The sequence below is a fragment of the Clostridium sp. 2218st1_F5_2218SCRN_220325 genome (assembly GCF_039062665.1).
Taxonomy (GTDB): domain Bacteria; phylum Bacillota; class Clostridia; order Peptostreptococcales; family Peptostreptococcaceae; genus Intestinibacter.
Genome location: NZ_JBCLNH010000008.1, coordinates 47,577 through 63,324, shown reverse-complemented (window position 1 = coordinate 63,324; position 15,748 = coordinate 47,577). Strand labels below are relative to the sequence as shown.

General features: G+C 29.1%; 14 protein-coding genes. 13 read left to right on the top strand and 1 reads right to left on the bottom strand.

The window, feature by feature from the left end:
* Positions 1-95 precede the first annotated feature (95 nt).
* The 7 genes from recG (at position 96) to ABCM86_RS06535 (ending at position 7,084) form a co-directional block, all read left to right on the top strand.
* Entirely contained in the window at positions 96-2,156 is a 2,061-nt protein-coding gene (gene recG / locus ABCM86_RS06565; RefSeq protein WP_343003716.1) for an ATP-dependent DNA helicase RecG, read from the top strand.
* Positions 2,157-2,199: 43 nt separating this feature from the next.
* Positions 2,200-2,757, top strand: a complete 558-nt coding sequence (gene rsmD, locus ABCM86_RS06560; protein ID WP_195931351.1) for a 16S rRNA (guanine(966)-N(2))-methyltransferase RsmD — start codon at positions 2,200-2,202, stop codon at positions 2,755-2,757.
* A complete protein-coding gene (coaD, locus tag ABCM86_RS06555; protein ID WP_195931350.1) occupies positions 2,757-3,251 on the top strand; it encodes a pantetheine-phosphate adenylyltransferase in 495 nt (164 codons plus the stop codon). The genes rsmD and coaD overlap by 1 nt, the downstream gene beginning before the upstream one ends.
* Before the next feature lie 2 nt (positions 3,252-3,253).
* Entirely contained in the window at positions 3,254-3,775 is a 522-nt protein-coding gene (locus tag ABCM86_RS06550) for a hypothetical protein (RefSeq protein ID WP_195931349.1), read from the top strand.
* A gap of 302 nt (positions 3,776-4,077) precedes the next feature.
* The gene (locus ABCM86_RS06545; protein WP_295777713.1) at positions 4,078-4,842 is read left to right on the top strand and encodes a discoidin domain-containing protein; all 765 of its coding nucleotides are present in this window, start codon (positions 4,078-4,080) and stop codon (positions 4,840-4,842) included.
* A 24-nt stretch (positions 4,843-4,866) separates the two neighbouring features.
* A complete protein-coding gene (locus ABCM86_RS06540; protein WP_343003714.1) occupies positions 4,867-6,291 on the top strand; it encodes an ABC transporter ATP-binding protein in 1,425 nt (474 codons plus the stop codon).
* A gap of 4 nt (positions 6,292-6,295) precedes the next feature.
* A complete protein-coding gene (locus ABCM86_RS06535) occupies positions 6,296-7,084 on the top strand; it encodes an ABC transporter permease (RefSeq protein WP_295733070.1) in 789 nt (262 codons plus the stop codon).
* Between the two features lie 59 nt (positions 7,085-7,143).
* Here ABCM86_RS06535 and ylbJ read toward each other — a convergent pair whose 3' ends face one another.
* The gene (gene ylbJ, locus ABCM86_RS06530; protein ID WP_195930959.1) at positions 7,144-8,307 is read right to left on the bottom strand and encodes a sporulation integral membrane protein YlbJ; all 1,164 of its coding nucleotides are present in this window, start codon (positions 8,305-8,307) and stop codon (positions 7,144-7,146) included.
* 159 nt (positions 8,308-8,466) lie between these two features.
* On the opposite strand from ylbJ, the gene ABCM86_RS06525 reads away from it, so the two are divergent.
* The 6 genes from ABCM86_RS06525 to ABCM86_RS06500 all read left to right on the top strand — a co-directional run bounded on the left by ABCM86_RS06525 (position 8,467) and on the right by ABCM86_RS06500 (position 15,743).
* Entirely contained in the window at positions 8,467-9,174 is a 708-nt protein-coding gene (locus tag ABCM86_RS06525) for a FadR/GntR family transcriptional regulator (protein WP_295733068.1), read from the top strand.
* Between the two features lie 216 nt (positions 9,175-9,390).
* Positions 9,391-10,923: an L-lactate permease gene (locus tag ABCM86_RS06520; RefSeq protein WP_195930957.1), complete on the top strand. Its 1,533-nt coding sequence runs from the start codon at positions 9,391-9,393 to the stop codon at positions 10,921-10,923.
* Positions 10,924-11,016: 93 nt separating this feature from the next.
* Positions 11,017-12,291 (top strand): nickel-dependent lactate racemase, encoded by a 1,275-nt coding sequence (larA, locus tag ABCM86_RS06515; protein ID WP_195930956.1) that lies wholly within the window; start codon positions 11,017-11,019, stop codon positions 12,289-12,291.
* 15 nt (positions 12,292-12,306) lie between these two features.
* Complete coding sequence (locus tag ABCM86_RS06510; RefSeq protein ID WP_295572477.1) at positions 12,307-13,095, top strand: electron transfer flavoprotein subunit beta/FixA family protein; 789 nt, start codon at positions 12,307-12,309, stop codon at positions 13,093-13,095.
* Positions 13,096-13,112: 17 nt separating this feature from the next.
* Positions 13,113-14,333, top strand: coding sequence for an FAD-binding protein (locus ABCM86_RS06505; protein ID WP_343003713.1), 1,221 nt, complete (start codon positions 13,113-13,115; stop codon positions 14,331-14,333).
* A 12-nt stretch (positions 14,334-14,345) separates the two neighbouring features.
* Entirely contained in the window at positions 14,346-15,743 is a 1,398-nt protein-coding gene (locus tag ABCM86_RS06500; RefSeq protein ID WP_295675330.1) for an FAD-linked oxidase C-terminal domain-containing protein, read from the top strand.
* Positions 15,744-15,748: the final 5 nt, after the last annotated feature.

Below are 15,748 nucleotides of genomic sequence, written 5' to 3'. Positions count from 1 at the left end.
CTGTTTCAATTTTTATTGAGGACAGCCCTTTTTAAAGGTTTAAATATATTAAAATTTATCCTCTATAAAATAGAGGATTTTTTTAGGTGATGATAATGAATATATTAAATAAAGATATTCAATTTGTAAAAGGCATAGGGCCTAAGAAAGCTGCAAAATTAAATAAATTAAATATATTTACAATAAAAGATTTATTATATTATTTTCCTAGGGCTTATGAAGATAGAAGTAATGTAAAAAAGATATATCAGTTAGAACATGATGAAAAAGCATGTACAAAAGGAATAATTAGCGATATTAAAACTCATGAAGCTAGAAATAAAATTAAAGTAACAAAATTTATAATTAGAGATGAGAGTAGATTTTTATCTCTTGTATTTTTCAACCAAGAATACTTGACAAAAGTATTTAAAAAAGGAGACAGTGTAATTGCTTATGGAAAAGTAAAAAAAGAAGGTGGATTTTTAGAAATGAATTCTCCACAGATAGAACATTTTACAAATGCACCTACATCTACATGCAAATTAATACCTGTTTATCCGCTTACTTATGGAGTTACAAGTAAAGATATAATAAGTACTATAAAAAGTATCTATACAAATGAAAAGGTAATTATACAAGAATATTTACCACAAGAGATAATTAATAAATATAAATTATGTAGCATAGATTTTGCTGTGAAAAATCTTCATATGCCACAAGATAAACAATCTTTAAAAATTGCACTATATAGAATGATTTTTGAAGAATTTTTAATTTTACAGATAGGTCTTTTTTACTTTAAAAGTGGAATAGATGACTCAGAAGGTATAAAGTTTGAAAAAAAAGAAAAATTAAATGATATAATCAAATCACTTCCATTTAATTTAACAAATGCACAAAACAGAGCTCTTTCTGAGGTTATAGAAGATATGACTAGTGATAATGTTATGAATAGATTGGTACAAGGAGATGTTGGGAGCGGGAAAACTATAGTAGCAGTATTAGTACTTGCGTTATCTGTTTTAAATGGATATCAAGGCGCTTTAATGGCTCCTACAGAGATATTAGCTAGACAACATTATATATCTTTAAATGAGACGCTATCACCTTTTGACATAAAAGTAGACTTATTAGTTGGAAGTTTAACTAAAAAACAAAAAGAAAAAGTACTAGAAAGAATAAAAAACCACGAAGTAGATATCTTAATAGGAACTCATGCACTTATAGAAGATAATGTAGAGTTTAATAACTTAGGTATAGTTGTGACAGATGAACAACATAGATTTGGAGTAAGACAGAGAGCAAAACTATCTTCAAAAGGTAGCAATCCAGATATTTTAGTTATGACAGCCACACCAATACCTAGAACATTAGCACTTATACTTTATGGTGATTTAGATATATCTATAATAGATGAGCTTCCACCAGGAAGACAACCAATAGACACAAGAGCTTTTGAATCTAAAAAAAGAGACTTTATCTACACTAACTTTATAAGAGACGAAATAACAAAAGGAAGACAAGTTTATGTAGTCTGTCCATTAGTAGAAGAAAGTGAAGCTATAGAAGCAAAAGCTGCAGAAGATTTAAGAGATGAATTAAAAGAAAAGTATTTTTCTGATTTAAATGTAGAAGTTTTACATGGAAAAATGAAGCCTAGTTTAAAAGACAAAATAATGAATGACTTTAAAAATAATAAAATTCAAATATTAGTATCTACAACTGTAATAGAAGTTGGAGTAAATGTTCCAAATGCAACTTTGATGATTATCGAAAATGCAGAAAGATTTGGACTTGCACAACTTCACCAGCTTAGAGGTAGGGTCGGTAGAGGTTCACATAAATCTCATTGTATATTAATATATTCCTCAAAGACGAATGTATGTAAGGAACGTATGGAGATTATGGAAGAGACTAACGATGGATTTAGAATTTCTGAAAAAGATCTAGAAATTAGAGGTCCAGGTGAGTTCTTTGGAACTAGACAACATGGTATTCCAGAATTAAAAGTAGCCAATATTTTTAAGCATATAAAAGTTTTAAAATTGGCACAAGAAGAATCAAAAAATATTTTTAGAGAAGATAAAAATTTAAATAAAAAAGAACATATTTTGTTAAAAAAAGAAATGATTGAAAAATTTAGTAATATTAACAAAGAAATCTCATTAAACTAAGAGATTTTATGTTAGAATATATTTATTGAAGGGAGAATAAAATTTGAGAGTTATATCAGGAAAAGCAAGAGGATTAAAATTAAATACTCCTAAAAATGAAGATGTTAGACCGACAACAGATAGAGTAAAAGAATCATTATTTAATATAATAAATCCTTATGTTATGGACAATAATGTTTTGGATTTATTTGCTGGAACAGGTTCTTTAGGTATAGAATGTTTATCAAGAGGAGCACATAAATGTGTTTTTGTAGATAAAAGCAAGGAAAGTATGGCTATAGTTAAATCTAATATTAAAAAGGCCAGAGTTGAAAATGAAAGTACTACTTTAAATATAGATTTTAAAAGTGCTGTTACATCTTTAGGCAGACAAGGTGAAAAATTTACAATAATATTTATGGATCCACCTTACTATAAAAATATGTTTATAGATGCATTATCATCAGTAGATGAAAATAATTTACTTGAAGAAGATGGCATAATCGTTGTAGAGCATGATACAAAAGATAGCTTCCCAGAAAATGTTGGAAGACTATATAAAAGTAGAGAAAAAAAATATGGAAATACAACACTAACATTTTATAAGATGGAGGAAGCGTAATGAATAAAAAGTTTACAAAAGCTATGTTTGCGGGTAGTTTTGACCCTATAACTAATGGACACTTAGATATAATATGCAGGGCCTCAAAAATCTTTGATGAGTTACAAATAGGCGTACTTCACAACCCAAATAAAAAGGGGCTTTTTAATTTTGACGAAAGAGTGGAGTTAATTAAATCTTGTACATCTCACCTAGACAACATTAAAATAGTTAGCTTTGATGGGCTATTAGTAGATTATTGTCATGCAAATGATATAGGTACACTAGTTAGAGGCGTTAGAAGCGAAGCAGATGTAAACTATGAGCTTCAAATGGCACATATGAATAGAGAGTTAAATCCAGATATAGAGACAATATTTTTACCTACAAATACAAAGTACTCATTTATAAGTTCTTCATTAATAAAAGAAGTGCTTGCATTTGATGCAGATGTTAAAAATTTAGTGCCAAAACAAGTTTTAATAGCATTAAAAAACAAGAGTAAGGGGAGATAAAAATGGTTGAAATGGAACTGATTGATTTACTAAGACAACTTGAGATGATTGTGGAGGAGGCTCCTGCAAAGGCATTTTCACATAAAGTAGTTGTAGATAGAGAAGAAATTTTAAGTTTAATAAAAGAAATGAAGTCTGTTATTCCAGAAGAAGTAAAACAAGCATCTTGGATAAATACTGAAAGAGTTAAAATTATAAGTGATGCTAAAAGAGAAGCTGAAGAAATAGTTTTACAAGGTGAAAAAGAAGCAGAAAGATTATTAAAAGAAAACCAAAGAAATCTTGAAGACTTAGATAAAGAATACCAACAAAAAATTGAGTATATGATAGAAAATAATCAAGTAGTTCAAAGAGCAAATGAAAGAGCAGATGAAATAAAAGAAAAAGCTGAAAAATATAAATATGAGATGATTGAAAGGTCAAATCAATATGCAGAAGATGTTTTAAGCTTTTTAGAACAAAAACTAGAAGAAACACTTGAAGAAGTTAAAAACAATAAAAGAGAACTTAATCCTAGAATGTAGGAATGAAAACATCTGATAAATTATATCAGGTGTTTTTTATTTTAAGGAAATTAGACATTATCTGGTTTGTAGATAATGTCTAATTTCCAACTTATTAACTAAAGCAACGGAATCTCCGATTCGTTGGCGCCATGAGCGAAGCGAATTTTTTTGTTATATAAAATAAATATTTAGGCTTTATTGAGAATATAATTTATATTGATAATATATGAAATAAAGTAATAATTTGGTATAATGAAAAAGAAATTAGGGATAAAATGAGGGAATGGGTATATTTATACCAAGATATAAGGAGGAGTAATATGATATGTAATAATTGTCATAATAAAAATGACAAAGATGCAAAATTTTGTAGGGTTTGTGGAACGCCATTAAACACTGAGAATACATATGATAATAAACATTTAAAGTATTCAAATAAAAAAAGTTCAACAAGTTTAAAATTTGTGGTGGCATTATCGTGCATAGTTGTTTGTTTGGGGATTTTTGTGATTTTTAAAACAGGAGTTTTTAGTGGAGGGGAAAATGATTTTTCGTCTTCTACAAAAGATCAAGGCTCAAACCAAGTGTCAAGTCAAACATCAAATGTAGAGAAAGATGAAAAAACTGATACTACTATTAATAAAGAAGTTTCTAAACTGTATATATCTAATACTGACTGTAGTTCAATACTTCACGACTCTACAAGTATAAACTATGGTTCAAGTAAAGCTATAGATGGAGATTTTTCTACAGTTTGGTCTGAAGGAGTTTCAGGATTTGGCCAAGGTGAATGGATAAGACTTGATCTTGATTCTACTTACACAATTGAGAAAATAAAAATAGTTAATGGTCTTGTAAATAATAAAAATGGATATTACAACAATAATCGACCAGAATCAATTACACTTAGTTTTTCAGATGGAAGTAGCCAAAGTATTAAATTAGAAGACAATAATACAGGATATCAAATAGTAAATATAGAACCAGTTAAATCAGAATACGTTAAATTCACAATAGACTCTGTTTATTATGGACAAAAATACAATGATACTTGTATAGCAGATATAGAGGTATTAGGTTATTAAAATAATTATAAATGGGAGATAAGGATGTATATACTTATATTTGAACCTCACAAAGGTTGTAGAAAGGTTTTATTAGACAAGAGAGCAGAAAAAATAAATTTAGGTAGAAGTTTAAGAGATGGATATGGAAATATACAAATGAGTACAGACTTTTTACCAGATTATGTTGGAGTAATAATTTATAAAGACGACAAATTTTATTTTAGAAATTATGGCAAAATAAAAATTTTTGTAAATAACAACCAGCTTAATGATTCGACTACAGCAGTTAGGTTAACTCATGGAAGTATGATTAGAATAGAACACGGTATTAGTAGCGGAGTATATATAGGAGTTGTAGATGGAGAAATAGAAAATAAATGGAAGATCTTCAATCCAGAAGAACATAGATTTTTAAACGTTCAAAAAGATAGAAGAGGATATATAATAAGAAATACAGAAAATATAATTTATAAAGGCAAAAAAATAAATACAGATTACTTTATCCCTAGAAATGGAGATATATTTATCAATCAAAATTATATATTCTGTTGCTTAAAAAACAACTTATTTTTTGAAAAAATTAAAAATACAGTCTCACAAGAACACGTAAAATTTATAAATAATACAAGTGTAGAAAATAATATAAAAAATAAATCTAACTTAAATAAAGTAAATAATCCTAATAAAAATTATATTTCAAATAATAAACCAGCTATACTTATGTCTAATGTAACTAGATATGATAAAAAGAAAAAGTGGTATAGATTAAAAGATGTCAACTTGAAAATCAATTCGGGAAGGCTTGTAGCTATTATGGGAGTTTCGGGTGCAGGAAAGAGTACATTGTTTGATGCTATATTAAAAAGATTAAAACTAGATTCTGGAGAGATAATTATAGACGGAAATGAGTTGGGACATGTTCCCCAATTTTCTGTCTTAAGAAAAGGCAATACTGTGCAAGAAGTTATGGAGTTTTACGCTAGTAAAAAATTAAAGGGATATACAAAACAGCAGAAAATGCAGAAGATAGATAGTTTATTAGAAAAATTAAATTTATCTTTATTTAAACAATCACTGGTTGGAAGGTTGAGTGGTGGCCAATCTAGAAGATTAGATATAGCAGTACAGCTTTTAAATGAACCAAAAGTAATTTTAATGGACGAACCTGATTCTGGATTAGATGTAAAAAGTTGTAGAGAGCTTTATGAAATATTATCTAGATTAGTATCTGAAAAAAACAGCACCATTTTAGTTATAACTCATAATACACATATGGCATGTAAGTATCCTTATATAGACGATCTTTTATTTATGGCATCTCAAGGTAGAATATGTTTTTATGGAGAAAAAGATAAGGCATTGGAATATTTTAATATAAGTGATTTAGACGATATATATAATGCTGTTGAAAACAATCAGGATTACTTTGTACAAAAATACAACAATTTATTAAATAGGAGAGTTTAGGGGTATGGGAGTTATAATAAAAAACTATATAAAGAACCTAAAAAATGAAAAATCACATTATATATTTATTGGATTTCCTCTTATTATATCTATCTGCGTAGGTCTTACATTAAGAGGTAAGATGTTTGAGGATTATAGAGACACAAGGTCGAGATTATTTGCTATAGTATGTGTTGCAATATGGATTGGGCTTTTTAACTCAGTACTTGAAATATGTAAAGAAAGAGAAAGTATAAAAATGGATTTAGATAGTGGATTTAAATCTATAGAATTATTTTTTGCTAGATTTTTAGTACAAGCAGTAGTATGTTTATTTCAATCTATAATAATATTTGTAATATGTGCATTATTTGCAGAATTTCCATCAGAAGGTGCTGTAATAGGCTCTTCTTATATAGAATATATATTATCTATTTTTTTAATAACATTTAGTGCAGATGTGATGGGATTGTTGATTTCGTCATTATGTCCAAGTAACGATATAGCAAATAGAAGTTTACCATTTATACTTATGGTACAATTTATATTTTCAGGACAATTATTTGAACTCGGGGACACTTTAGATAAAATATCTAAATTTACTATAAGTAAATGGGGCATGGATTTATTAGGCTCAATAGGCAATATAACTGATTTAACAATAACAATACCAGTAGAAGATAGTATTTACGATACTTTTAAATTTAGTGCAGAACATGTAATTAACTTATGGGCAATATTAATTTTATTTATACTTATCTTTTCTATATTATCAATATTATTTATATATAGAATAAAATTTGAAAAAAAATAAAATATTATAATAAAAGTAAAAGAAACTATGAAATGATGATTTTTCATAGTTTCTTTTATTTAAGACGATAAATCTTTAAGACGGGCAAATAAATATATCAATAATATAGCTATGAGAAATGGTGTAAAATTATCAATATAAAGATCATAATATGTATAACTATTATTGTTTGTAAAGAAAGTAGGAACTAATGAGGATTTGTTTAAAATTAAAAATACATATGTAAAAATACCAGCAAAAAGTCCATGTAAGAACTTAGCGAATATGTACAAATTGACTTTTATATCAGTTTTGGCTATGAAGCTAGAGCATTGAGCCAAAATAGATAAACCACTAAAAGCAACTAAAAAGCTGCAAAGTGGAACTAAAAGAGTAAAAGATATATTACTTATTTGACTTAAATTATTACATCCTATAGTCATTTCAAATAACCCGCTTAGAAAAGCTGAAACTATATCAGGAGTAATATTAAATGGTGATAATATAATACAGACAAAGTATGCTATAAAATCTATTACTTTAAAAAATTTTAGGACTTCGAAAAACACAGAAAACATAATTACAAATCCACCTATAGCAAGCAATGTATTCACACCATCGACAACAGCTTTGCCAAATAATACAAAAAATCCATCGGATTTTGTATCATCATATATTATATTATTTATATCTTTTAAAATAGTATTTTTTGTTTTATCTCTTTTTTCTTTACCGTAATTTCTAAATATTATTCCTACAGCCAAAGAAGCTAGATAGTGGCATAAAAGCATTATATAACCTAAATGAGGATTTTTTAACATACCTGTTCCGACACTACCAATAATAAATAGAGGACCAGATGTAGAGCAAAATGATACTAATCTCTGTCCTTCATATTTAGAAATTTTATTTTGTTGCCTAAGTTCACTTGCAAATTTTGAACCCACAGGATATCCAGATACCATCGAAATTGCAAAAATTAACCCAGAGCGACCGCTTACATTAAATATTTTTTGAGTTAGGGGATTAATTAAGATTCCAAGTATATCGACGATTTTCAAGGATACAATTAAGTTAGCACCAATTATAAATGGCAATAACGAAGGCATTAATATATTTAACCAAATAGAAATACCCCCTGTAGCTGCTTTTATAGCTGATTTAGGAGCTAATACTATACCTAAAATAATAAGACAAATTACCAGTTTTGGTGCAAAAAAAGTTATTAGTTTTTTTAATTTCATATCTTCACCTTACTTTTGGGATTTTCTTATTAATAATGATATTTTTTAAATTTTAAAAATATGAATATCCACATCATTTTATTTATGCACAACAAATAATTTGCCATATTTATGTAAAAAAATTATAATTATACTATATGAATAGAGAGGGTATGAACAATGTTTAGTAATATTTCGAATAAGAAGGTTTATGAGCAAGTAATAGAACAAATCCAAGATAATATAATGGATGGAACTTTTAAAAAAGGGGATAAACTTCCTTCAGAGAGAGATCTTTCTGAAACTATGGGGGTGAGTAGAACATCTATAAGAGAGGCTCTTAGAGTTCTAGAAACTATGGGTGTAGTTGAAAGTAGACAAGGAGAAGGCAATTTTATATGTTCTAATATAGAAAAATCATTATTGCAACCTCTTTCAATGATGTTTAAATTAAATGAAGGTAGCTGGAGTGATATTTTCGAACTGAGAAATGTTTTGGAAATAGAATGTGCTAGATTATCGGCATTAAGAGCTACAGAGTTAGATTGTAGAGAACTTTTAGATATAGTTCAAAAGATGGAGGCAGAAACTTTAAATAAAAATAAAACAGAGGTTTTAGTTGAACTAGACAAAAACTTTCACAACTTATTATCGAGCATAAGTAAAAATTATTTAATTGAAAGTCTATTTATAACAACATCAAATTTATTTGAAAAATTTATAGAGGATGCTAGATATAAAATAATTTCATATGATGTAAGTAAGGGTAGTGCAAATTTATTAAATCAGCATAAACGAATTTGTGAAGCTATTATCAAAAAAGACGAACACATGGCATCGGAGGCTATGAGGGAACATATGGAATATGTAATAAAAAACACATTGTAATAGTATAAAAGCCTTATTTATAAATAAAAGTAATAAATCTTATGAATTGGTAGTATAATTTATTTTTTATTTTCAAAAAAATTTTTATATTTTAAATGGTGTTAATAAATAAACAATTATTGATTTATAAAAAAGATTATACTACCATTTAAGTGTAAGTGGTAATACCACATACCACCACTGGCATGACCAGTTAAAATAAGGGGGAAAAATTTAATGAATAATGATTACATGTTGTTTGCAATCGCAATGATTCCGGTTTTATGGCTTATTATATCTTTAGGAGTATTAAAGATGCCAGCTCACAAAACTTGTTCTTTCACAGTAATATTGACATTAATAATTGCAATGATATGCTGGAGGATGAAGTTTATTGATGGAATCACAGCTACAGTAGAAGGGATGGCAATAGCACTTTGGCCAATACTTTTAGTAATAGTAGCAGCATTATTTACTTACAATTTGGCAGTTGAAACAAAAACAATGGACGTAATAAAGACAATGCTTTCGAGTATAACAACTGATAAAAGAATCCAAGTTTTAATATTAGCATGGGGATTTGGAGGATTTTTGGAAGCTGTTGCAGGATACGGAACAGCAGTTGCTATACCAGCAAGTATATTAGCATCATTAGGATTTAACCCAATTTTTGCAGCGGTGATATGTTTATTGGCCAATACAGTTCCAACAGCATTTGGAGCACTTGGAATACCAGTAACTACACTAGCAACAGTGACAGGACTTGAAGTAGTTCATCTAAGTTATGTTACATCAATTCAATTAGCAGGATTTATAATATTAATTCCGTTTTTGCTTGTAATACTTACAGAAAAGAGTATTAAAGCATTAAAGGGAGTAGTCGGAATAACATTAATCTCAGGGATAACGTTTGCTGTACCGCAGATAATAATAGCAAAATATTTAGGTGCAGATTTACCAGCATTAGTAGCAAGTATATGTTCAATGGCATGTACAATTATATGTGCAAAATTAATGAATAAAGAAAAAGTACAAACAAAACAAGAAGATAAAATAGAATTAAAACAAGGTATATTAGCATGGTTACCATATATACTTCTTTGTGTGTTAATACTTTTAGCAAGTCCTTTAGTTCCAAGTATAAATGCATTTTTAGCAAAAGCAAGTAGTAATATACATATTTATACTGGAGATTCAACTTCAACAACAGCATTTTCATGGATAAATACTCCAGGTATGATGATATTAATAGCCACATTTATAGCAGGCTTAATTCAAAAATTAAAATTTACATATATGTTAGACGTATTAAAAAGAACTATTATACAGCTTAAAACTTCATTTATAACAATAATGTCAATAGTTGCAATATCAAAGATAATGTCACATAGTGGGATGACAAGTTCAATATCTTTTGGTCTATGTGCAATAACAGGTAGTTTCTATCCATTAATATCACCACTATTAGGGGCAATAGGAACATTTGTTACAGGCAGTGATACATCAGCTAATATATTATTTGGTGCATTGCAAACAGAAGCGGCTAAATCATTATCAATTGATCCTTATTGGATAGCAGCTGCTAATACGGCTGGAGCTACTGCAGGAAAGATGATTTCGCCACAAAGTATCGCAATAGCTACTTCAGCTACTGGCCTTATAGGCAGTGAAGGGAAGATACTTTCAACAACAGTTAAATATTGTTTAGGATATGTCGTAATACTAGGACTTATTGTTTACTTCGGTGGAGGGATATTGACATTATTTTAGTAAAGATCTTAAAAATAGTATAAAACTCACTTGAAAATAAATTTAATTTGTTTTAAATAAATATAAAAATATATAAATTTAGGGGGAAGGAAAATGGCAAAGATACATGTACCTTATTCAAAAGACGGCATGGATTTAAATATAGAAGATAAAAATCTTTTAAAAGTTTTGACATCAAAGGCACACGACTTTAAGCCAGAAAAAAGTGAATCTCAATTAGTAGAAGATTCTATGGATAATCCAATTGGCTCTAAAAAATTAGAAGAATTAGCAATTGGAAAAAAGAACATTGTAATAATTACAAGTGACCATACTAGACCTGTTCCAAGTAAAGTTACAATGCCTATAATTCTTAGAAGAATAAGAAGTGTAAATAAAGAAGCTAAAATAAAAATATTAATAGCTAATGGATTTCACAGACCTACAACAAAAGAAGAGTTGATATTTAAAATGGGTGAAGAAATAGTTGAAAATGAAGAAATAGTGATGCATATATCAACTGATGATTCACAAATGGTAAAAGCAGGTGTATTGCCATCTGGGGGAGATTTTTATCTAAATAAAGTAGCATTTGAGGCTGATTTATTAATAGCAGAGGGATTTATAGAACCACATTTCTTTGCAGGATTTTCTGGAGGAAGAAAGAGCATACTTCCTGGAATAGCATCAGCAAAGACTATAATGTATAACCACTGTAGTGAGTTTATAGACAGCAAAAATGCTAGAACAGGAATACTTACAGATAATCCAATACATAAAGATATGGTATATGCAGCAAAAAAAGCAAATCTAGCATTTATAGTAAATGTTGTTATAGATCAAGATAAAAAAGTAATAGCATCTTTTGCAGGTGATGTTGAAGAAGCTCATAAAGTAGGGTGCGATTTTGTAACAGAATTATCAAAAATAGATGCAACTCCTGCTGATATAGCAATAAGTACAAATGGTGGATATCCACTGGATCAAAATATATATCAAGCTGTCAAGGGGATGACAGCAGCAGAAGCTACATGTAAAGAAGGTGGAGTAATTATAATGATTGCCGCTTGTAATGATGGTCATGGAGGTCAATCTTTTTATGATAATATTGCAAATGCATCTTCGCCAACTGAAATACTTAATAGAGTAAGAAGCGTAGATAAGGGTGAGACAGTACCTGACCAGTGGGAATTTCAAATACTAGCGAGAATTCTAGAAAAATATACAGTAATCATGGTTACAGATATGTGTGACCCACAAATGATAAAAAATATGCATATGAAACACGCGTATAACTTCGATGAAGCATTAAAAATGGCATATGAAATAAAAGGCAATGATGCAAAAGTAGTCGTAATACCAGATGGTGTTTCTGTAATAGTTAAATAAATGGAGGGGTAGAATATGGAAATAGTAGTATGTGTTAAACAAGTTCCTGGAACATCAGAAGTTGAAGTAGATCCAGTTACAGGAGTATTAAAAAGAGATGGTGTAGATTCAAAAATGAATCCATATGATTTATTTGCTCTTGAAACAGCACTAAGAATAAAAAAAGAAAACAATGCAACTCTTAAAACAATAACAATGGGACCACCACAAGCAAAAAAAGTAATAAGTGAAAGTTTTTCAATGGGTGTTGATGATGGAGCTATAGTAAGTGATAGAAAATTTGGTGGTGCTGACGTTTTAGCAACAGCTTATACTTTGGCACAAGGTATACACAAAATAGGAAATCCAGACTTAATAATATGTGGTAAACAAACAACTGACGGTGATACTGCTCAAGTTGGACCAGAAATAGCTGAATTTTTAAATATACCACATGTTACAAATGTAACTAAAATAATTGAGATAGGGGAAAAATCAATAGTAGTTGAAACTGATCTTCCAACAACTTTAGAAGTATGTGAAATAAGTTATCCATGTTTAATAACAGTTGAAAAAGATATATTCCAACCAAGACTTCCATCTTTTAAATTAAAAATGGCAACTAAAGATAAGGAAATACCGATGATAACATTAAAAGATATGGATGATACTGATGAAAAACACTATGGACTTAATGGTTCAGCAACACAAGTAATAAGAATCTTCCCACCAGAACCAAATACTGATAAAGATATAGTTCGTGGGGATTGTGAAGAACTTACTGAAACATTATTTAATAAAATAGTAGATTTAAAAATACTTTAGTTTGAGGGGGATATAAAATGGCAAAGATAGTAATCAATCAAGATAAAATAGATAATATAGAAGAAGTCTTACAAATATGTCCATTTGATGCAATGGAAGAAGTAGACGGAAAAATAGAAATAAATGCGGCATGTAAAATGTGTAAAATGTGTGTCAAAAAAGGACCAAAAGGGGCATTTATATTTGAAGAAGATGAAGTAGTTTTAATAAATAAAGATGAGTGGAGAGGTATAACAGTTTATGTTGATCATAATGATGGAGAAATACATCCAGTCACTTATGAATTAATAGGAAAAGCGCGCGAACTTACAGCAAAAATAAACCATCCAGTAAACTGCGTATTTGTAGGAAATAATATAAAAGATAAATGCGGACAATTACTTGATTATGGAGTAGATGAAGTATTTGTATACGATTCTAAAGAATACGATAAATTTAGAATAGAACCTTACAGTGCAGCATTAGAAGATTATATAAATAACAACAAACCTTCTATAATGTTAGTTGGAGGTACTACATTAGGTAGATCACTTGCACCAAGACTTGCAGCTCGTTTTAGAACAGGACTTACAGCAGACTGCACAATACTTGATATACAAGAAAATACAGATTTAGACCAAATAAGACCAGCATTTGGCGGTAATATAATGGCTCATATAAACACTCCAAACAGTAGACCACAATTTGCAACAGTTAGATATAAAATATTTAATATACCAGAAAAAGTAGAAGAACCTACAGGAAAAATTACTTTATGTTCAGTAGAAAAAGAAAAATTAACTTCTAATATAAAAGTGCTTGAAACTAAAATAAAAAATAAAGTAGTTGGAATAGAAGAAGCAGAAGTAATAGTTGTAGCATCAAGAGCATTTAAAAAAGAAGAAGATTTAAAGATGCTAAATGAATTAGCAGATGTACTTGGAGCACAAATCGCAGGAACTAGACCGACTATAGAATGTGGATGGGTAGACCCTAAGAAACAAATAGGTCTTAGTGGTAGAACAGTAAAACCAAAATTAATAATAACTTGTGGTGTATCAGGAGCAGTACAATTTGTAGCAGGTATGAAAGGCTCTGATTATATAATAGCTATAAACCAAGATGAAAAAGCACCTATATTTGACGTTGCACACTTAGGTATTATAGGGGATATATATGAAATAATACCTAAGCTTACTGAAAAAATAAAAGCAATGAAAAATGAAAATAAACAAAAAGTAGCACAAATGGCAGAATAGGGGGGAATTAAAATGTACAAAAAAATAGATCAAAATGATATAGATTTTTTACTAACTATTTTAGATAAAGAAGACGTAGTAGTAGGAAGTGATATAAACGAAGACTATGCTCATGATGAATTAGCAGGTGAAATAAAATATCCTGAAGTATTAGTATTTGTTCATACTACAGAACAAGTTTCAAAGATAATGAAATATGCTTATGAAAATAATATACCAGTAACACCTAGAGGACAAGGTACTGGGCTTTCTGGAGCGTCTGTTGCCCTTTATGGAGGTATAATGCTATGTCTTACTAAAATGGATAAAATATTAGAATTAGACGAAGAAAACTTAACATTGACAGTTGAACCAGGTGTATTATTGATGACAATAGCACAATATGTAGAAGATCATGATTTATTTTACCCACCAGACCCAGGTGAAAAAAGTGCTGCTATAGGTGGTAATATAAATACTAATGCAGGTGGTATGAGAGCTGTAAAATACGGTGTTACAAGAGATTATGTAAGAGGTCTTGAATGTGTACTTCCAAATGGAGAAGTAATAAATGTTGGTGGAAAAGTTGTTAAAAACTCTTCTGGATATTCAATAAAAGACTTAGTAGTAGGTTCAGAAGGACAACTTGCTATAGTAACTAAAGCTATATTAAAATTACTTCCACTACCTAAAAAAGCAATAAGTTTATTAATACCTTTCCCTGATTTAGCTCTTGCTATAGATACTGTGCCTAAAATAATAAAATCAAAATCTATACCAACTGCTATAGAATTTATGGAAAGAGAAGCTATAATAGGTGCTGAAGAGTTTTTAGGTAAAAAATTCCCAGATAACTCATCAAATGCTTACTTATTATTAAAATTTGATGGTAATTCAACAGAAGAAATTGAAAGAGAATACGAAAACGTAGCTAAACTTTGCTTGGAATGTGGAGCATATGATGTATTAATAGCAGATACAGACGAAAGAAATGAATCAATATGGTCTGCAAGGGGAGCATTCTTAGAAGCATTTAAAGCTAGCAGTGAAATAGATGAATGTGATGTAGTTGTGCCAAGAGATAAGGTTGCAGAATTCGTTAGATTTACTCATGACATACAATCAGATGTAGGACTTAGAATAAAAAGTTTTGGTCATGCAGGAGATGGTAACTTGCATGTTTACCCACACAAAGACGATTTAGATGATAAAACATGGCATGAAAGACTTGGTAAAGCATTTGATTTAATGTTTGCAAAAGCTAGGGAATTAGATGGTGAAGTTTCTGGAGAACATGGAATAGGTTATGCAAAGAGTTTATATTTTGTAGAATCTAAAAATGAAACTTATATAAATTTATTAAAAGGAATAAAAACTGCTTTTGACCCTAAACACATATTAAATCCAGGAAAATTATATAAAGTAAACTAAAAATA